The 21,407-nt window shown below is 44.9% G+C and carries 11 protein-coding genes; 1 reads left to right on the forward strand and 10 read right to left on the reverse strand.

Features of this window, described 5'->3' with window-relative positions:
* Positions 1-116: 116 nt before the first annotated feature.
* From GTQ38_RS05620 to GTQ38_RS05665, 10 genes are all read right to left on the reverse strand, one after another.
* On the reverse strand, positions 117-1,025 hold the full coding sequence (locus GTQ38_RS05620; protein WP_161434495.1) for a glycoside hydrolase family 17 protein: 909 nt from the start codon (positions 1,023-1,025) through the stop codon (positions 117-119).
* Positions 1,026-1,037: 12 nt separating this feature from the next.
* Positions 1,038-3,410, reverse strand: coding sequence for an MFS transporter (locus tag GTQ38_RS05625; RefSeq protein WP_161434496.1), 2,373 nt, complete (start codon positions 3,408-3,410; stop codon positions 1,038-1,040).
* 39 nt (positions 3,411-3,449) lie between these two features.
* Entirely contained in the window at positions 3,450-4,877 is a 1,428-nt protein-coding gene (locus GTQ38_RS05630) for a glycoside hydrolase family 30 protein (protein ID WP_238857804.1), read from the reverse strand.
* 89 nt (positions 4,878-4,966) lie between these two features.
* A complete protein-coding gene (locus GTQ38_RS05635; protein ID WP_161434498.1) occupies positions 4,967-6,259 on the reverse strand; it encodes a glycoside hydrolase family 17 protein in 1,293 nt (430 codons plus the stop codon).
* 7 nt (positions 6,260-6,266) lie between these two features.
* Positions 6,267-9,725 (reverse strand): hypothetical protein, encoded by a 3,459-nt coding sequence (locus GTQ38_RS05640; protein ID WP_161434499.1) that lies wholly within the window; start codon positions 9,723-9,725, stop codon positions 6,267-6,269.
* A 96-nt stretch (positions 9,726-9,821) separates the two neighbouring features.
* Positions 9,822-12,038, reverse strand: a complete 2,217-nt coding sequence (locus GTQ38_RS05645; protein ID WP_161434500.1) for a carbohydrate binding domain-containing protein — start codon at positions 12,036-12,038, stop codon at positions 9,822-9,824.
* Positions 12,039-12,057: 19 nt separating this feature from the next.
* Positions 12,058-12,852, reverse strand: coding sequence for a glycoside hydrolase family 16 protein (locus GTQ38_RS05650; protein ID WP_238857805.1), 795 nt, complete (start codon positions 12,850-12,852; stop codon positions 12,058-12,060).
* A 69-nt stretch (positions 12,853-12,921) separates the two neighbouring features.
* On the reverse strand, positions 12,922-14,340 hold the full coding sequence (locus tag GTQ38_RS05655; RefSeq protein ID WP_238857806.1) for a carbohydrate-binding protein: 1,419 nt from the start codon (positions 14,338-14,340) through the stop codon (positions 12,922-12,924).
* An 11-nt stretch (positions 14,341-14,351) separates the two neighbouring features.
* The gene (locus tag GTQ38_RS05660; protein ID WP_238857807.1) at positions 14,352-17,552 is read right to left on the reverse strand and encodes a glycoside hydrolase family 2 TIM barrel-domain containing protein; all 3,201 of its coding nucleotides are present in this window, start codon (positions 17,550-17,552) and stop codon (positions 14,352-14,354) included.
* Between the two features lie 271 nt (positions 17,553-17,823).
* Positions 17,824-20,616: a helix-turn-helix and ligand-binding sensor domain-containing protein gene (locus GTQ38_RS05665; RefSeq protein ID WP_161434502.1), complete on the reverse strand. Its 2,793-nt coding sequence runs from the start codon at positions 20,614-20,616 to the stop codon at positions 17,824-17,826.
* Positions 20,617-20,994: 378 nt separating this feature from the next.
* Here GTQ38_RS05665 and GTQ38_RS05670 point away from each other — a divergent pair, with 378 nt between their 5' ends.
* The gene (locus GTQ38_RS05670; protein ID WP_161434503.1) at positions 20,995-21,387 is read left to right on the forward strand and encodes a hypothetical protein; all 393 of its coding nucleotides are present in this window, start codon (positions 20,995-20,997) and stop codon (positions 21,385-21,387) included.
* Positions 21,388-21,407 lie beyond the last annotated feature (20 nt).

The raw sequence follows: 21,407 nt of genomic DNA on the forward strand, positions 1-21,407 counted from the left end.
CCCGGCCATGTGCCAGGAGGGGTATGTAAAACATGAATAAGTGCATTCAAGGGGGAACTCTTGCTGATAGCACTTATTTTCAACATGGTTTCGGGGAATACCGGAAATTTCTTTATTCAGAACTTAAGTTTTTCATGCTTATCCCATAGGCCCCAATAGGCGCCTACATCACCTTCGTCCCCGGTTTTCCAGGATTCGTCAAAAGATGAAAAGTAAAACACCTCCACTCCTGCCTTTGCGGACCATAATTGGGTATTGATGAAATATTTCATCGCGTTTTCGGCTGAAGAAAAGGCCCCTCTTAGACTGCCGCCTTCGCTGGGCCATCCTGTTTCTGTAATAATCACTTTTTTCCCCTGCGCGGCGGCCGTTGCCTGTCCGTACATTTGCTGCATATGGTTCAGGGAATACTCAATGGGGCAACCTTCCCAATAAGGGTAGCAGTTGGACAGAATGACATCGCAGGTCTCGGTTATCCTGGGATGATTGGTAAACTCGTAATAGGCGTCTACATAGCCAACGGGAATATCGGGTAGTGCCTCCTTTACCCGCCTGATATAACTCAGTAGCTCTTCCTCGTTGAGTTCGTTCCTATAAAGCACTTCGTTCCCTACGGCTGCGATATCCACACAGCCTTCCCCGGCCAATTGGATCAGGGCTTCTATCTCGGTCTCGTTGGCTTCTTTATCGTCGCTGAGCCAGGCCCCTACCAGGGTCTTGATACCGTGTTTATGGGCGACTCTGGCAACGTGTTCATTACCTTCTATGCAGGAAAACGAACGGATCCATTTGGTATAGGGCTTCAGGATCTGGATCCTTCGCTCTACCTGGGCTTCGGTTATGATATCTCCGGGTTCTTGCCCGTCTTCGTACATGCTAAAGCAAATACCATGCATCCCCTTTTGGAGGGTTTCCAACCAGAGTTGAACCAATTCGTCTTTAGAAATCTTACTGAAGTCAACTCCGGCATAGTCGGAGTAATTCGCTTTTGATGCAATATAGTGATGTCCTTCTCGGTATGACATGGCTTAGTTTTGTTAGTTGTACTTGAAATTCTCACTCGTATCCCATAAGCCCCATGAAGTTCCGGCCCACCCTTCGGCATGTATTTTCCAGGATTCGTCAAAGGAGGAAAAATAAAAGAGTTCTACGTTTTTGGCCTGGGCCCACAATTGAGACTTAATAAAATACTTCTTAATGTTCTCTTCTGAAGGCTCCGCGGCATTGACAACTTCTCCTCTGCTGGGCCAGCCGGTTTCCGCGATAATTATTCTTTTTTGCGGAGCGGCCTCAGCGAGGGTCTTGTACATGGACTGTAAATGGAAGCCCGCAGATCGTATGTCTGAACCTTCCCAAAATGGGTAACAGTTGGCCATGATCAGATCACATACTGCGGTTAGTTGCGGCCGGTTAGCAAACTCGTAGTAGGCATCTACATAACCAACAGGAACATTTGTGGTCTTCTCTTTAACCTGATTTATGTATCCTATTATGGCCTCTTCACTAAGTTCTTCCCTATAGAGCACCTCGTTGCCCACAGCGGCGATATCCACCAGACCGTCATTAGCCAGATCTATCAGGGACTTGAGCTCTTCTCCGTTTTCTTCAATTGAATTACTGATCCATGCACCTACCAGGGTTTTAAAGCCCATTTCTTTGGCGATCTTAGGAATTTTTTCATGTCCGTTGGTACAGGAGAATACACGGATCCACTGTGTATGCGGTTTTAATACCTCCAGCCTTTTTCTGATCTGGTCTTCCTGTATATAATCCCCAGGTTCCTGCCCGCTTCTATAGGCACTAAAGCAGATTCCGGACATCCCCTGCTGAAAAACCGTATCAAACTCGCGATCCAGTGCCTGTTTGGAAAGCTCCTTAAAGTCGATCTTAGTGGTGAAATACCCGGGGTATTTCTCCTTGAATTCGTTCTCGGACATTCCATTAAGCTGGAATCCGGACGTCAGAGCGCTATTGGTAAGACCTGATGGTTTTAATCCCTTGCGTCTCTCGAGTTCTGCGCTTATTTCATTTGCCCTTTCCTCGGTAATGTCGTAATTCCACATCACATAAATGGCAATTAAGGTACCAATGATCGGAAATCCGGAATAGAAGGCCCTTAAGCCAAAAATAGCACCTTCCGGTTGGACAGCAGCATCAGGATCGAAGCCAACCACAGACATAATGGTTCCGGTGAGTAGCCCGGCGATTGCAAAGCCGAACTTTACCATCCACCAGTAAATAGCTCCGAAAACACCTTCCCTCCGTTCACCGGTGTTCAGCTCGTCCAGGTCAATAACATCCGCGGTCATAGACATCATTAAAGTAAACAGGCTTCCGATACCGAAGGAGAAAAAGGGTAAGGCAAAGATGAACATATAAGGCTTACCGGGTATAAAGAGGAACCAAAGCATGATATATCCCAGGATAGAGATGCCTTGTGAGAGGATAAACGCCTTCTTTTTACCCATTCTTTTAGACATCCAGGTGATTATTGGGATCACAATAAATGTGGTGGCCAGGGCCCCTATACTCCCAAAGAGGGTAGGCCAGACACCAGCGGCTCCCGCGTCTCCTCCAAAAAGATAATACACCACAATAAAAAATGAAAAACTGGCAATGGTATAGAAGGTATTGTAGATAAAGAAAGTAGCGATACACAGCTGTCTGAAAGGCCGGGACTTGAATGCCTCGGCAAAGCCCTCAATGATCTTTTTTAAACTCCCGCCTATCGTCTTTATATTCAGGGGAGCGTAGTCCGCGTTCAAAGTAGATTCGCTCTTGATAAAAATAGCCGGGACCATAGCAAAGATCATACAAACTATCCCTACCCAAATGGCCAATTCCCTGGTCGCCGCCTCAGCAGTAGGGAACCATCCCTCATCGTACATAAAAACCCAGAACCAGGGAGCAATAACCCAGGCCCACTGTCCGATCCATTGGGCGATAGCCATGATATCTGTCCGCTCGTGAAAATCATTACTCATTTCGTAGCCCATGGCTACATAAGGAACGCTAAAAATGGTCAGACCCAGATAGAAGACAAAAGACCAGAGCAGAAAATAGGTGAAATTGTAGTCGACACCATTTTCGCGATACAATTGCCACATGACCACAAAGGAGATCCCCATGATCACAGCACCTAAAAACACATAGTGCCTTCGCCGACCCCATTTGGATTTGGTATTGTCCGATATGAATCCCATAATCGGGTCTGTTATGGAATCAAAAATCCTGGGCAGGAAAAAGAGTACCCCCCACATCCAGCCGGGAAAGCCCAGATCCTGAACCAGTACTACCATAAATATTCCCAGTATGGCCGGAAACATCTGATTCGCTAACATTCCAATTCCAAAGGCAACTTTTTGTCCGAAGGGAACCTTTTCTGATGAAAGTGTTTTTGTTGTGCCCATAATTCTTTTTTTAGTTGGTTCTATTTTGAGTTTGTCTTCTTATTCTATTATCAGGGTTTGGATGGCCTGCGCGTCAATTCGTATGCTGGCTTCCTCCTCATTCAGGCTAATGCTAAACTGTTTCTCCTCAGGACCTGGATTGAACACCACTACGGCTTTGCTACCGTCAGGGTTTTTAGCCGCGGTAACCAGTAGTTCAGGATCTGAATTTTTAAAGCCTATTCTCTTGGCTCCAGGCCTGATGTATTTGCTGAAGTGGGTCATGACGTAATAGATAGGGGTAAAGTAAACGTCGTCTTTATCTTGATCAACGATCACAGGTGCTACACACCAATTCTTAAACCAGTTGGGACCACCTTGCCTGTCCAGGACCATATTCCAGTCTATCCAGCCGTCTACCCAATTGTTCATGCAGCCTATGATATCCCTTGCATAACGATTCACCGGAGCGTATTTCGGATGCAGATGCTTGTCTTTCTCAGGCGCCCAGTCCCAGCCCCAATCCGTAGCTTCCTTCTTCCAATACCAGGCATCGTCCTTCCATATAGGCACTTCGGCATCTACACAGGCCTCTGTTTGTATCAAGTGCTTATCAGGTGCTTTGTTGTGGGCATACTGCAGGGCTTCTGGGAATACTTCAAATGTGCTTGCGTACCAATGTATAGCGGTACCATCATAGTATTTAGAACTCGCTTCATCTTTATACATGGCATCAATCCATTCCTTAAGATGCTCCCTGTTTTGATCGTAGCCCATTATCTTAACCTCATGCCCGTCGGCTTCCAGCCTGGGTCCCAGGTGATTTTGCACAAAACTGGTCATTTCCTCAGCATCAAAATGCATGCTTTCCCAGTTGTTGTCGTTACCCAGTGGCTCATTTTCTACAGTAAAACCCCAGATATCAATGCCTTCAGCCTTATATGCTTCAAGGTATTTGGAGAAGAACAGCGCCCAGGTGTCATTGTATTCCGGCAAAAGTTTTCCACCTCTCCAATCCTTGTTGTCTTTCATCCAGGGGGGAGCTGTCCAGGGGGAGCTCACTATTCTGAATCCGTCTTTGGACAGGGCCATGGCCTCTTTGATCATCGGAATGATATCGTCGCGATCTTCGTCTATGGAAAAATGCTCCAATTGCAGGTCATTTTCAACCGGGGCATAAGAATAATTACTCAATGAAAAATCACAGGAATTCATATGTGTTCTGGTTAAGGAATACTTTGCCCCGCTTTCACCAAAATAGGCTTCCAAAACCGCAGCCCTATTCGCTTTGCTCAATTGGTTCAGTAAGTGGGCCGAGGATTCGGTAAAGGAACCTCCAAAGCCGGTAATGGTCTGATATTCCTCATCGGGTAACAGTTGTATCCGGATATCCGACTGCTGCCCTGAAAGCGTTTCTACCTCCTCGAGTTGACTTCCATTGGAAGAGGTTTCATATGCCTGGATCCTTAATTCCTTTTTTTCTTCCATACAAGCGAATGTTAGTAGGAATAAAAAGCACAGCAATGGCGTGCCAATTCGATTAGCCGTTGTTTTTACTGATCTGTTATGTAATTTATTCATTCTGATTTGTGATAAGGTGGCACGATTACTTCCTTCATCAGGGCTTCCTTATCCCCGTCGTATGTTTTCGTTATGGGTTTCCCGTCCCGGGATAGCCCATCAAAAGTCCCCTTGTCTACCATATCCCAGAGGGCGAACTTCGCCTGACTTTTCAGGTTTATCAATCCAAAGTGGTTTTCTGAACCCAGGGGATTTCCCGCATCTTTCCACTGCTCATCAAATCCTTCAAAGTAGAAACAGGCGATCCCCTCCGCATTCGTCCACTCCCGCATATGACTGTAAAAGATCGCTTCCTTGTATTCGTCTGTGGCCCTGGAGCCTTCAGGTCCGTAATGACCATTAGATACGGTGGCCCAACCGGTTTCACCTATGTGTATGGGTTTGTCTATTCCCAGGCTTTCCATATAGGATTTTACACTCTTATATTGCCCCATGGCATATTCCTTTGCCCTCAACATGGCGGCGTCGATCTTCTCCAGATCGGAAAGCTCTTTTTCCGCCTCTCGAACCCCCCAAAAATCAGGGTTGTAATGGGTGTCGTGCATAGGGTAGGTGTGAATGGAAAGATAATCCACCGCTTCGATCAATTTGTTCAGATCTTCCACATGATATTCAGCATCGCCACCTCCCCATGAAGCGAAATTATCGGAGCTTGTGATCCAGAGATCATTTGGCAATTCGCCGGAGGCCTTAAGACCCTGAAGGTGGTTTACCCATTTGAGTATCACTCCGGGTTGTACAAAATAACTGGTGGCCCATTTTACCATGGCCTCGTTGCCAACAGCCATAACCTTAACGATATCCGGATAGGTCTTGGCAAGCCTCACGGCTTCGTCAATTTCAGCCGCATTTCGCTCGCTTTCCTGGTCGTGGTCCGGCTCCTGGTCTGTCCAGGCGTATTTACAATCGATCCAGACCCCGAGCATCACGTACATTTCAAATGCCGGATCTTCCTTTTTCAGTTCGCTGATCGCCTGGAGTACATTCCCGGCATGAGGCAGATGAACCTTGTAGGTCCGAATGATCTTTACGCCCATTGCGGCAAGTATCTTCATATCTTCTTTCAGTTCGTCCAGGGTAGGTTCTATATCATGGTCTACGTGCCGGTAACCGCCATAAGACATGGCCAGATAACCTGGTTTCCCCAGAATATCCTTTGGGCTCAAGCTTGATTCTTCTTTCACGGTAGCTGATTGATTTTCTTTATTCATATTGTTTTTGCATGAGAACATTATGGCTAAAAACAATAAGCAAGCTATGGATAATATGTTGTTTTTAATGTTCTTCATATGAATGTTATTTTTGAATTAGTACTGTAATGCTATCTATAGCTCCACTACGATTAAATATTGCGGTACTGCTTTCGCTGTCCAGTTCCAGAGTATCGTATTCCTGGATGGTGTTGCCCCCGGACATTAGTTTAATACCTTCTTTTTGCGATAGTTGATATATTATGGGTATTTGGCAATAGGTGAAAGCCAGGGAACCCGCTTCCAGTTGAATTTTTCTTTTTTGATTTTGGAGGTCGATATATTCGAAAGTCTTGGAAGCTGCGAGGAATTCCTCTTTTCGCAGTAAATCAGGTTTGAAATTCAGTTTGCCTGCTTTAACAAAGACCCCCAACTCTCCAAACCTGCTTAATATGTCTTCCTTCACCTGGCCGGTCATACCCGGTTGTTGGGCACCTTTACCAGCTGGAGTATGTGAGTATGGATCTGTAGGAATGGCTCCATATAATTCCGGGGATTTATGCACACCTATCCCTTCGTTGATCTCGTAGTAATGTTCCAACAACCTGCCTATGGTCTCGGCACTTTCCTCATTTTTGATGGCTGCAAGGCAAGTCTCCTGAACGCTCAGCAACAATTTGGAAACCATATGCCAGTAGATGGATCCCAGGCCTTCATATCCAAAGAAGGTACCTGAACGACCCGTGAACGCCTTGTGATCAAAAACCTCCTCAAAAACCTGGAGTAACAGATCTGTATCCTTCTCGATCAATGCTCCATATTGGTCTTTGGGAAGTTTAGATAAGGCCTCTTTCAGGCTTTCGGCATTGTTGAAGTTGCCATTAAAGTGATAGGCTCCGTCGCGATCTTTTTCAATGACCGATGTGTTGTCGTCATCTAGAAGCTGCCTTACCAGCTCTGATTGCCCGATCTTCGCCGGGTCAATATTGTTCTTCTCCGAAAAACGGAGCAAATCCTTATTCGGATAAAGCAGATAACTGTATTGATCTTCCCTGAATAAGGTACTCTTTTTCAAGGAGTCTAAAAGTTCTAAGGAAGTGCCGCCTGAAATATAACCGGAGCTTAGCACCGCTACCTGTCCCTCCAACATTTCGGACAGATGGGAAATGGAAACCTCCTCCTCGTTCTCCATGGTCATTATGTTGTAGGCGTGGAATAGCTTGTCCGGACGCTTGTTGGCATCTATGCTGTGATCGAGGAACCTGAGGGTTATCATCACAAAATGCAACAGATCTTCATTGGCAACTTTACCGGTCTTACCGCTAAAGCCCTCTGCGTATATTTTCTCTCTGAAGGCACCTCCCGCGGCCCCTAATCCATCCATGATGGTCTTTCGGTCAGCGTCGGAGATTTTGGACGATAAGAGCGCTTCGTTTTCCGTGAGCGTAAGCCGGACCTGGTTAAGGAGCTCAACAACTTCTTCCGAAACAGGGTAGAGACCATCCGGGCTTTCTTCCAGCAATTTCTGGAAAAAGCTCAAAAACCTTCTCAGATAACAGAGGGTAACCATAGACACCCCATTGCCCACCAGGGCGTTATTGGCATCGTTCCATTCCGGTCTTTGGGTATTCATCCAAATACCTCCTTCAGGAATAAAATTGGATACCTTGGCTAATACTGTCGCCAATAACTTTTCCAGGAGGTTTATCTTGTATATTTCATTTGAGCGGTCTTTCAGTAAAGCGGCATCAGCACCTAGTTGAAGCCGTTCCTTATTGATCTTTTCATCCAGCGCCTCGTCAAAATCAATGGTGTCCTTGGGATTTTCCAGAATGGACTGATAACCCTTTATTTTATAGGGTACGTTGGCATAGACAAACATATTTTCATTAAAGTAGGATGCCAGTTTTGTCGGATAATGGTCCTCGATGAACTCCAAAAACTTTAACAGGTAAATGATTTGGTGGTCCCCCCAATATCCTATATAGGACCATGGGTCATCGGGTTCAATGATCTCCCAGTCAAAGCCGTCTTTGGTAACCCGGTAGGGGTTGTAGCCGTCAAAAGTGGTGGCGTTGAGGAACTTAAAGATCATACTGTCTATGAACGCCGGATAGGAATGCGCCAGAGCCTCCCAATTCTGGAATATATCACGCCAGTTTCCCTCGTAATCCAGGACCTTTTTGCCGTCTTCAGTTTCAGTATTGATGGAGAACCTGTTCCAAGGCCGGCTCGGATCGCCGTGTCTTCGGCTGAATTTCAAAGGCATGTACTCCATCGCCAATCGCTTAAAATCGGTATTCTCGTCCGCATTGGCCACCTCCCATAATTGGCTCAGTGAAAATGTCCCTGACAGTGCATTAAGTCCAGCATTTTTCTGTTGATAGACTTCAGTGTTGGCCTTGCTGAGGTATTTAAGGAAATCGGCTTTTTCAATGGTATACCCATCGTCAAATATGCCTCCACGCATAATGTTAAAAAGGGAATTGGCAAAATGACGGGTGTTTCTGAGTTTATCCGCGGTCAATTGTAACCCATCCGCTGCCGCATTGAGTTCCAGAAGCTGACGCGAACCATTTTCCACATCCTCCTGAACAAGAGCCATAAGATCCGTTTTAGATCGGATCAGGTAAGTCAGCGCTGCTATGGATGCTTTGGTTTGATTTACCTCGGCTACTATCATCCATTGCCGCTCTGAATCTGCTCCCAAACTGATCTCGGCATGGAGAAAGTAAGCGCCCTTCTCCGCCCTAATATCCGTTTCCTGTTTAATTTCACCGCCTTTTCTAAAGCTGTCCAGTTGCAAAGAAGAAAGCAGGTATTTAGCGTTTGCCAATCCTGCAGACCATACCGTCGTTGCTTTGAGTGCTTCACTGGGTTCTGCCTTGTCTACGATTATGGCACTAAGGGCATAAATACCCAGTCCGAACGCCGCTTCCAGTTCGCTTTTTTTGTAAGCATCAACCAAATTACTGCTCGCATTTTGAGTAAAGGAGTTAACACCATACGGCATAATATTCTGAATGCCGTCCAAGAGCACAACCTTTAGTTCACTTCCACTGTGATTTACCAGAGTAGATCTTTTTACAAAACCGAATCGCTTGCTGGAATTCCAGTGGTACCTGAAGGTCAGCCCCAGACTGTGATTGATCTCCTCAAATACGATCTTATTCCCAAGGCTGTTTTTATAGAGATTCCTGTGGATCTCATAGATCCCCGGGTAGCGGTCCGAAAAGGGTTCCCATAGGTATAGTTTGTCCTGGGAGAATACCTGAAAAAGGGTTTTGCTTCCTGTAATGGCCGCAGACTCGGTAATTTTGTCGTCCGTGTAATACGGAAACAAAGCGAATTCCGAATTTTTCCTTCCTGCAGACAGTCCCCCGTTGCTGGAAATAAACATCCAATGATTGGTGTCACTGACCACGCTCATAAAAAAGGGCCTCATGGCGTCTGAGTTGGAGACCTTATAATAGTCTTCGGTTTCAAACCTGACCAGTTTTCCACTGATCTCCTTTTGAGCATGATCCGCTTTGGATTTCCCTATAAAAATATCCCGAGTAGGCATGAATAGATTGTGAATTATTTGGTTTAGTCAAAAATGAGGTTGGCAGAAGATATCTCAACACCAACCTCATTTTTAGATCATATGGTCATTTTAAAATTATTCCAGAACGATATCGTCTATGTAATAGGTGCCGTCTTCTGTGATGGGGCTATCCATTGCGTCATTATCCGGTTTGATAACCAGATGATTGTAAGTAGTGGGGGGTTCAGGTAAGTTAATGAAAGTAAACTCAACTTCCGTCCACTCATTCGCATTTGCTATAGTCACAAAGACCGGATTAGGATTTCCGAGACTTCCGTCATTTGGAATTACGGCCAACTCAAATCTAAAGGTGACATTGGCCTTGGTCGAATAGATCTTGGCCTTAAAGGTATTCGTTGTGGTCAAATCAAAATTAGACGCGAAGGTATTTTGGATACCGGCAAAGAATTCTGAACCGGATGGCTTATCTACCTGTAATACAAAATCAGAGGTATTTATCCCGGTTTTGAATGGATTGGCTACCAGTTGGGAAGTCAACCCTGATCCGAAATTCTGGGAAGCAAGGAAGGTTTCACATCCTTCAAAGTCCAAAGGAAGTGCAGTAGCGGCCACTTCAGTAGCTGTACAACCTCCTCCACCGCCACCGGATGAATCCAATACGAGGGAAACGTTGTCTATATTGACCAGCCCGACTTCCGCTCCGGAATCAAACAGCACTCTTGCATTGGCAGCCCCGAAGGTCGTTGCCGTCAGACTGAGCATATAGGTGTCGCGGGTCGCGGTAATATTTACCGTTTCACTGGTATTTGAAAAGTCTCCGTCACTAAGGCCAATCCCGGCTACAATGCTTCTGTCCCTGTCAGACCAGGCATCGAAGGTCAGGGTATAGGTAGAGCCCTGTACGATCTCAAGCATCTGAGTGAGGTTTACATCAAAAGCGGCACCTGCTGTCATCACATCAACGGAATAGAAGGTGTTACCAGCATCCGTCGCTACAGGGGCCGGGTCCGATCCTACACCTACAGTCCAGGAATCACTGCCGTTCTCAAAATCCCCATTGGTGAGTAAGCCGGAGTCAAAAGTACCCCCTCCGCCGGTATTGCTGTCACTCCCGTCTCCTCCTTCTACCAGGGAAACGTTGTCTATCACTACAGTTCCTACTTCAGCACCCATATCAAAGAGGATACGGCTGTTGGCACTACCAAAATCCGTAGCGGCAAGCTGCAGCATAAAGGTTTGGGTATCTGTTGTGAGGTCTACGGAAGGCGCGGTATTTGTAAATGGATCTTCATTGAGCCCGATTCCGGCCAGCATGGTTCGCATCCTGTCGGAAGAAGCGTCAAAAGTCAGGATATAATTGGTACCCTGAGTGATTTCCACAACCTGGCTCAGATTTACATCAAAGGCGTTACCTGCCACCGTTACATCCACGGAATTAAAACTGTTTCCTCCGTCTGTAACAATGTTCAGCCCACTACCGATCCAGGAAGTATCTCCAGCTTCAAAGTCGCCGTTTGCGATCAATCCGGAATCAAATCCACCACCGGTATTACTATCACTTCCGTCGCCACCTTCAACCAAGGAGACATTGTCAATTACAACCACACCTACATCTGCTCCCATATCAAAAAGAACACGACTGTTAGCTCCGCCAAAATCCGCAGCGCTAAGCTGTAAAATAAATGTTTGGGTAGTCGTTGTCAGATCCACTGAAGGCGCGGTATTGGTAAAGGGCGCTTCGTTCAGGCCGATACCCGCAAGCATAGTACGCTCGCGATCGGAAGAGGCATCAAAGGTCAGGATATAATTGGTACCCTGAGTGATTTCAACAACCTGGCTGAGATTGACATCGAATGCATTTCCGGCCGTTTCTACGTTTACAAAGTTAAAGCTGTTACCGCCATCGGTGTCAATATTGGCGCCGTTCCCTATCCAGGGATCCACCCCGTTCTCAAAATCACCATTGGTCAATAATCCCGAATCAAACCCAGGTCCTGGAGTTGGGATGGTTACGGTAAGGTTATCTTCGAAAGTTGCCGATGCACCGGCAGCATTGGAAGCGGTTAGTGTTACAGTATAGCTTCCCGATTCGTACATTTTTACCGGATTGATCTCGGTGGAGGTATCCCCATCACCAAAATTCCAAAGGAAACTCTGTGCTTCCTCAGAAATATTAATGAAAGTCACTGTCCCTGATTGCTGATTCAGCGTAAAAGTGAATCCCGCGATCACCTCAGGTAATACTACTTCGTCATCGTCTTCACATCCAATAAAGGATATGGCCAAAATCAGAAGTGTGTAAATCTTTGCTTTTCTTAATAATAGTCTCATTTTTCTTGGAGTTAGTTTATTATTTCTTGTACACCCTTACATAGTCAACCAACATGGTTTGGGGGAATTCAGTTTCTGCGTTGGGCGGGCCTACAAAAGTTCCTCCAACTGCAAGATTCATCAGTATATAAAAGGGTTTGTCAAAAACCCATTCCCCGGTTACGTCTTCCGGGGTGATCTGATTGTAAAGCACATCATCAACATAGAAATTGATATAGTTGGGTCCCCACTCAATTCCGAAAATGTGAAAACCAGTATCAAAGCGGTCTTTTTCCAGGGTGTATTCCTTGGAAATTGCTTCTCCTGCCGAATAGCCCGGACCATGAACACTACCCACCAATACCGTGGGCTCTTGTCCGCGATATTCCATGATATCTATTTCACCGGCTCCCGGCCATGGATTTTCATCAATATCCGCTCCTAACATCCAGAAAGCCGGCCATATCCCCCTGCCGTAGGGCAGACGGATCCTGGCTTCAAATCGACCAAATTCCTCTTCAAACAAGTCTTTGGTCAACAGTCTGGCTGAGGTAAAGGCAGATCCCTCAAAAGACTCTTCCCTTGCAGTGATCAACAATACCCCATTTTCAACTTTTACATTTTCTGTACGGTTCGTATAGTACTGCAGTTCCTGATTACCCCATCCGTTCTCTCCGGTTCCGATATCGAATCCCCAAACTGCAGGGTTCGGTGCTCCATCCGTATCAAATTCTTCGGATAGGATGAGATTGGTAAAAGTGGTTACCGTTTGCTGATCATCAGTATCGCATCCGGATGTCATAAAGGATAGTGCCAGAAGGATTATCGGAAGCATTAACCTGGTTGACCTTATATTCTTAATCATATTATTCATCTTCTTTTTCTTTATTTTGAATTAGCTTTTCTACCTGTAGAAATAGATGTTGTCTACGAAAATATCCGTGATGCTAGCGTCTGTTATGAAAAACAACAGCCCCAACTGTGATCTATCGGTAAGTCCTGCAAAGTCACTAAGCGGTATATCGAAACTTACCCATTGATCTGTGGTTAAGGCATCACCATTGATGGTGTATGCTCCGGATGTCTCGTTATTACCTACTGAATTTGCTAACTGTAACCTGATAAAATCTCCGGGATCTATAGCTTCGTTTACTTTAATGTCTATATGCAAAGTGTCCATCTCAGTTGCATTGACTGAAGGAACTTCATTAAAGAATCCAATCGCAACAAAGTTCAGATCCGTATAATTGATGACGAGATCCCCATTCAGGTCCAGAGGCGGAGCCCCACCTTGAGTGGTTTGGCCATCAGGAATAAAAAATCCGTTATAGTAGTCCACAGCCACATTTGGATAGGCCTCGCTGAATATGGAGATCACATCCGCAAGATCTCGTTGGGGTGGGGTAGGTGCGAAGTCAAAAGCGCGTGTGACATCCAGTGTCAATGAACCAGCTGCAGCCACATTGGCAATACTTGCATCAATGGTAGCCTCACCTGTTCCTATTACAGAAACAACACCCAACTCATTGACGACTGCCACATCCGTATTGGAGGATTCAAAAGTGTAATAAGAAGGTTTTGCAACTACCGTTACATTTTCACCAGAACCGGTATTGAAGGTTTGGGTGAGACCTGTCAGTTCCACCGGAACCCCTAAAAATCCCTCCTGTGTAACATCGGCACCATTTAAAATAGCTGGCCTGGATTGTGCAATATTACCCAGATTTTCAAAGCGTACATCGTCCAGCCAAAACGTATATCCAAAACCGTTGGTTTCCGTAGTACCCGCGGAATACCAAAGCATTCCTCTTTCTTCAAAGAGTTTAGAAGGATCGGGGATGGGAATAATGTATTTTACCCAGTTAGTACTTAGGGTAACATTTGTTCTGGTTACCTGAAATTTGTTCTCTCCAAAGTCTTGTCCAAATCCAAATTCAGCAATGGTTACCCCCTGCGAAGCTTTGGCATAAAAAGTAAGGGCGTCAAAACCCGTTAAATCCCTACCGGCCCCTTCTATTCTAAAGATGGCCCCGGCAAAACTTCCCTCAGGATCGTTTGCGTTAGGGACGTCAAAACGCATAGAAGACTCACTTTCAAAGGCTACTTCGTCATCCACGGAGAATGCTGTCGCCTTGGAATTAATAAAGGGAAAATAAAAGTCGCTACCCAATCCAACCGGAGCATCTATAAAAATCTCACCGGAATTGTTGAAGGTGGCAAACTGCACGTCCTCCGAAAAGTCTCTTTCACAACTGTAAAAAACGGCAATACTCAGGCTGAGAACTAAAACAAAATGTATGTTGTTATATATTCTATTTTTCATGTTGATGTCTTTTATTTCCCGATGTTGATATGTATATATGTCATGATTTCCCATTCGTTACCATTGTCAAATCCAACCGGACTTATCAGAGGCTCAGGAGGAAAGGTATTAGGTGGTACCGCCGTCGGTGCGTATCTGGGGGAGAACTCATTCAGAGATCTCCATATTCCACGAATACCAATTTGCGTGCTGGGCAAGATGAACCAGTCTGGTTTACCCAGGGTGGTGGAGAGATCCAGCATCAGCTGCAGCGGAAAAGTAAGGTTGAAATCCCTGTGGTAATCGTATGGACCCCAATCGTTCACTTTTACATGAGCTCCCAGTTTATAATTCTTGTATATGCCACGAATGTCACCTCCGAATCTTCTGACCAGCCTGTCGCTATCACCATTAGCCTGTGCCTTACCATAGTAGAAATTTCCAATAAGGCCTAAATCAGGGTTGAGTTTAGAAACCATCCTGGAATGGATCTCCCAAAGGTCTTCAACAGGAACCGAAGTAGGGAAGGAAAATTGAGTACGGTCTGCCAGGAATCCGATATGCGCATCCATATTGGTTGGGTGATGACGATATACAAAGCCCAGGTTCATCGCGAACTTGGCGTCTTCTGATCGGTCATTATCCCATTCGTACATCCAGGTGCCCGGGGTGGGGTCAAACGTGATCAGTAATTCACCCGCCGTAGTTTCACGGTTCGCACGTACGGAAAAGGGATCATCAATAATGTTCCTCAGGCGTCCCGGTGCCTGAACATCCAGGGGCATCGCCTCAACTATTGGCTTTTGCCACAAAAAGTTTGGTGCGATTTGAAACTTGCCTGTTGCGAAAGTAAACCCGGATAGTATATTCACCTGGTTACCGCTTCCGGTATCTCTTAGTTTCCAGCCGGTAAAGGTCAGGGTTTGGTCTGCACCTCCATTGGCAATCAGACCCATAGCCGCAGCCTGGCCGTACCAATTGAATTTGCCACCTTCGTAGGTAAGTTTGATCTTACCTCCCCAGTTATCACTGGATTGTATCTTGTCTTCAAAGACCACATAATTTCCGGGGGTACCTCTAACATCCTGGAAAGAGATCCCATTCAAAGGGCTTCCTGCCCAAATACCACCCAGGCCAATACCGAATTTTCCAAATTCCCGCTCTAAATATAGAGTTGCTCTTTCTGTGGGCCAGGGCGGGATAACCCCGGAACGCAACTGATCCACATCCAGAATACGTTGTCCGTTTTCGTCAAAATTTATATCTGTCTCAAAGTCTCTTTGATAAATAGCGGTAACATCAAATTTTGCAATATGCTTCTCGTATTTGAATAACATTGTCGGGTTTGCTCCCCACCATAATTGAGGACCAACTGCCGCCTTAAGGCCTTTGAGGGCCCCTTTGCCATCCACTTCAGCACCCAGTATTTCACCATTGTAGATATCCAGGTTTGGGCCGTAGTTGGCTTCGGGATACAGGCCGAAGAAGTCGCCTTCGTATCCCCAGTGGTAGTGCCCGGTTCTGTAAAACCCTCTAAGATCAAAATGTTTGGCGTTCCACTCATAAGAGGCATTGTAAACCCTTATTCTATTGACATCCTGTACCAATACATTCCCCTGATCCGTATTCACTTCTAGCGGGCGGGAGTTATTCTCATAAAAGATCTCATTGATGGGGTTTTGCGCAACATTACCCACAATATTGACGTTTACCTCGGCTTTCATATTCGGTGCCGGATTGCCTTCCACTCCAATAAAGTAAGATTGCATATGATCAAAACCCAATTCGTTTGGGAAGGTGTTCGGATCATCAGGGTCCGCATCATCCGGTGTGGTGATCAGGCTACCACCAGTGCTGTAAGTAGCCAGCTTGGCTCTGAGGTTGCTTATACGAAGTAAATTGCTTTGTTCACCATTCAACGCCGCTTTGTCTCCGCGTGCCTTGAGCACCGCATCCATCAATTCGATATTATTGAAGTGATTTGTTACAAAATCCAGATCAACACCCTCCGCATAAGGATTTAGCTGGTGCGCCTCTTTTAGGGCATAATATGCCGCCCTTGGATAGAGATCGTAAAGCCCCCTGGGATTGGTTGCTCCTTTGGCACAGATCCCGAACCATTCCTCGTTCATATTGTTTGCCCCCGGACGTGCCAGGTCTCTGGCATATCCACCGTTAGACCAGGAAGCATTGTTATCATGTACGTCTGCATTTTTTCTGTCGTCGAAACCATACTTCCACCAGCCATCACTGAATTGAAAAGTGAATCCACCAACGGAATTCCCTACTTTCCCCAGACCTGAGGCGTTTTCATAAATTTCCTTCCAGTTACCCACCATATAGTAGGCCTGAGAAAATTGATCTTCTTTGTTTTCAATGGCATTAAAGGCATCTGCTCCGAATTCGGTAAACATTACCGGCTTGTTGAGCTTGTCTTTAACCACCTGGAACATGTCCCCAAAAGAAAGCCCGCGATAGGTGTTGGTTCCGTAGATATCCACGTCTTTGCATTCTTCGGCTACGATATCTATAAACAGTACGTCCCCGTTACAAATGGCAACAGGGTGAGAAGGATCCATGGACTTCATCATTTTTGCAGCTTCGTTCATGAGCCGGTACATGGGCCGCCCTCTGCTTTCTCCAATGAATTCGATTCTTCCCTCGTCATCCGGGAAATCTTCCGTTTCCGCTCCTGCCCAGAATAGTCCGTAGTTGTTTTCGTTCCCCAGTAGATAGAGCAAAAGCCCGGGGGTGTCCTTGTAACCTTCAACCAATGCCTTCATTTCAGACATCAGGAATTCTTCAGTTACCGGATCGTCGTAAATGGTTACAGGTGTCCAGACTCCGTTCAGGGTTAATCCATATCGACCAAATGAGTGGTTGAGCATGGTATAGATCCCGTAGTTTTCATAGATGTACTGAATCCATCTGGCGGGAACTCCTGTATACTGGCGTATAACGTTTACTCCCATATTTTTTAGCAGTGACATTTCAGTATCCAGCCCCGCTTTAATGATATCATCAGATTTTTCCCAGAATTGTGCGTTTACGGTATTGGTTCCAATCGGGATGTAATCCCAGTTCATACCGTTCATCATAAAGCTTTCGCCGTCAACGGTCAGTTTCGACCCCTCTGCATCGTTTACAACCGCTACCTGGCTGCTCTGTGCCAGGGCTGCTGTTGTAAACAAATAACAGCTTAGTTTGATTAGTTTTTTCAGAAGTGAATCCATACAGTATTTTTTGATTTTCTAAACTTATGTTCAAAAATTGCGGATACCATAATATTCACCCCTACAAAAAATATACATGCTAAAAAACAGGGGATATTTATAGGAATTTCACAGTCGTGATCCTCTAAAAAGACCAGTATGACTAATGTTTTAAATAAATGTTAAAAAATGGTTTTGTATTTGTAGAAAGGGCAGAAAAGAAGGCTTTGTATAGGTAATGTAAAGGTATTTATTAGCTATGTTGTGGTGCTTAAAGGAGATGTTGAGTTACTTACAGTCCCAAAATGTAATTAACCAGATTGTCTTCGTGCTTTAAATCCAATTTTTTGCGCAGTCTGTAGCGCTTAATTTCAACACTTCTTGGAGAGATATGTAATAGTTGGGCGATTTCTTTTGAAGAGAGATTCAGACGCAGATAAGCACATAGCTTAAGGTCATTTGGAGATAGATCGGGGTGCAAGCGTTTGACATTTTTTAAAAACTCGCTATCCGCGTTGTTAAATGCCTCCTGGAACAACTCCCAGTCGTCATTTTGCCGCAGACTTTTGTCAATGACCTTTATAACGGGTTTTACCAATTCCTTATCCTCAATAATATTCAGCTCCTCCTTTATCATGGTCAGCAATTCATTCTTCTTGATGATACTCATGGTAGAAGCTGCCAATTCTTTGCTTTTGCTTTTATTTTCCTGCTCCAGTTGTTCATTTTTAATGCGAATGATCTCTCTTTCGTTCTGTACCTGAGCCAGTTCCAGCTCCTGGCGATTCTTTTCTATCAGTTTCAGCCGCTGCTTTTTGTAATACTGCTTGTAAACGTTGTGCATAAAAACAGAGAATAACAGAACGCCCACTATATACAAAACAACCAGCGCATTGGAAAAATACCAGGGTTTGGCAATCTTAAAGGTATAGGATGGAGTGTTCTGGGAGATGGTATTTCCAATTTTGGCCCTGACCTCAAAGACATAGTCCCCAAAGGGGAGATTTTCATAGATCACTTCAGCCTGTTCGGACCAGTCACTCCAGCTATCGTCCATTCCTTTTAGGCGGTATTGATATTGCGTGCTTAAGTATTTGTTGTATTCCGGGGCATAAAACGTAAACCTGAAGTCGTTTTCATCGCTGTCAAAATCTCCTTTTGTCCTTGTATCCAGTAGCCTTATGTCCGTGGTAATGCCCCCGGTTTCTATCGTACTAAGGCTCAGTTCAAAGTCACTGGTTTCCGTATTGTTAATGTCAAAAGTGATGTATCCGGAAGTTTTTCCCAGTAGGTAAAGGCCGTTATCATTGAGTTTACTGATATTTTCATATCCGAGGATCCCATCCCGCTCTTCTTTGGTAAGCGGAATGTTTTTAACCCGGGAAGTGTTTGTCAGGCCCACTGGGGCACTAAAACTGATGTTCGATTTATTAAAGATCCAGAGCTTGTTGTCTTCATCATCCACAAGCAATTTGCCGGATTCGTATTCATCCGGGGTGTATATCAGGCTGAGAAGACTGTCTCTGGAAAATCCCCCACTTGACTCATCGTATTTCAGAATTCCCTCTTTGTAGGCATATAAAACGTCCCCCTGGTATTTGCCAATCCCTGAGTTCGATCCTTTGATCATTGTATCTATGGTAACGCTTTTTACCTGGAAGAAGGCTTCATCCACCTCCAACTTAAATACTCCGTTGTATTCATGACTTACAAAAATGTGGTTGTCCAGGGTTTCAAAATACTTGGATGAGTTGTTAAAGCCGCCGATCTTGTTTTTAAGTCTCCATGAGTTGTTGGACTTTTCCAAAACGTATAAGCCGTCGTAATTTCCCTGAAGTAGGAGGTCTGGCTTGCCGCTGAGCTCTGCAATTTTCCAGGTACCCTGAATGTTGGATATTTTGTTGGCTCGATTTCCACTGACCTCAAAAGTGCCGGAGTTATGTCCACAAAATAAGGTGTGACCAATCTCCTCCAGGCACCATACCTGGCCTTGAGTGCCTCGGATAAAACGAAAGCCTTTTGTGCTGTCCAGGGCCTTGTAGTAAAGTCCTTGATTCGTTCCCAGATACAAATTTCCATTGTAAATGGCCGAAGCGTATACACTACCGAGAATTCCTTTAGTATCGTTAAAAACTTTGTAAGGAGAATCTATGTTGATATAGCTTATTCCGTGATCCAGACCTAGCCATATATTGCTATCCATATCCTCAAACAGAGACAATACGGTATTGTTAGATAATCCTTTGTCCTGATCTATCTGATAGCGAAGTTCTCCGTTTTCGGCCAGATACAGCAAACCTTCTGAAATGGATCCCAGCATAAAACTGCTGTCTTTAAGTTGCAAACCTGTATACAGACTAATGTTGGATAGATACTCATTCGGAAATCCTGCCGCTGCAACTAAAGTGTTGTTCTCCAAACTATAGAACCCATTGTTCCTGGTCAGGATCAGCGGGTTGGCAGCACTTCCAAATACCTGAAGGACTTCATCATCTTTTACAATATCATCCTCGAAAATCAAAAAGTCCTTGCCCGACTCAATTTTGAATATGCCCTTTCCCATTCTTTGGAAATAGATGCTCCCATCCAGCTGGTACATTTTGGTAATGGAATTCTTTGTATCTACAGTGTTTACATTACCATTGTTTACGTTGTAGATATAGATACGTCTTAAGGATTGAAAGACCACGTAATCCTCCACATTGATGATGGTCCAAAACTCTTCGTCCTCTATAAGAGCTACATTGATGTCCCTTGAAAGCGAGGTGTATTCCAGGGTGCCCCAAACGGTTTTTTGCCAGTAGCCAAATTCCATAAAGCAGCCGGTATAAATACGGTCTCCCACTACTTTTACGGAACGCATGATGGTTTCGTTAGGGGAGGGATAAAGCTTCCAGCTGGCCCCGTTGTACTCTAACAGGCCCTTGCTGTTAGCCACATAGATCAGTTTTTCCGCGGACTGCGAAATGGCCCAGTTCTGGTTTTCCCCGTGATAGTCATTGGGATAAAAATTCTGTATGGGCGGAAGTTCCTGGGAGATGAGGCCGAAGGTCAGCAGAAAGAAACAGAAAGAAATGTACTTCAAACCGAAATAATTAACTAAATCACGTCTTAAGATAATTCTTTTTCAGTAAAACCTCATTTAACGACTGCTTCGGGAATAACTGTCAGCATGAATTGTCTCACAGAATTTCGCTTTTTTAACCCAGTTGTTGCGGGGGAAAAAGCCGCAGAGCAAATGCCCTTTAATCAGCAATTAATTTGCAATAAGACGGGCTCGGATCTCCATAAATCCCTAGATCCCATATCTCAATTGATTTCCCCAGGGGAATGGGAGATACTTCACTTAGCATCAAGGTCGTTTCACCTGGCCATTTAGCTGTTTCAGTTGAAAATCCCACTCTTTACCCATGTGCCTCAGCTAGTTTTGTCCAAGATATTAAAAACAATTAAATCAAATATTATGAAAACTCTTAGCACAATTTTTATCTCAGGTACAATTATTAGCTCTCTAATGTTTATTGGTAACAAAGAGAAATTCAACATCAATACTTTGGAAACGGAAAGGCAAGCCAGTGTAATACAGATGACCGACCCGGAAGATGAGATCTTTAATCCGGACTTGGATATCAATTTCGATGAGCTGTTTTGTATGGAGGAAGTGGTCCATTTATCACTGGACGAAATTGAATATCTGGAGGAAGATGAAGAGATCCGATTGGATGTTCCGGAGGAGATCATTGAGGCAGAACTCGAGATTGACTTTAGTCAACTGATCCAGCAAGAAGAAGTGATTGAACTAACTCTTGATGAAATCGAATATTTGGAAGTAGAAGAAGAAGTTACTCTGGACTAATACTTGTCAGCAGGGCGCTT

The organism is Poritiphilus flavus (genome assembly GCF_009901585.1).
In the GTDB taxonomy this organism is placed as follows: Bacteria; Bacteroidota; Bacteroidia; order Flavobacteriales; family Flavobacteriaceae; genus Poritiphilus; species Poritiphilus flavus.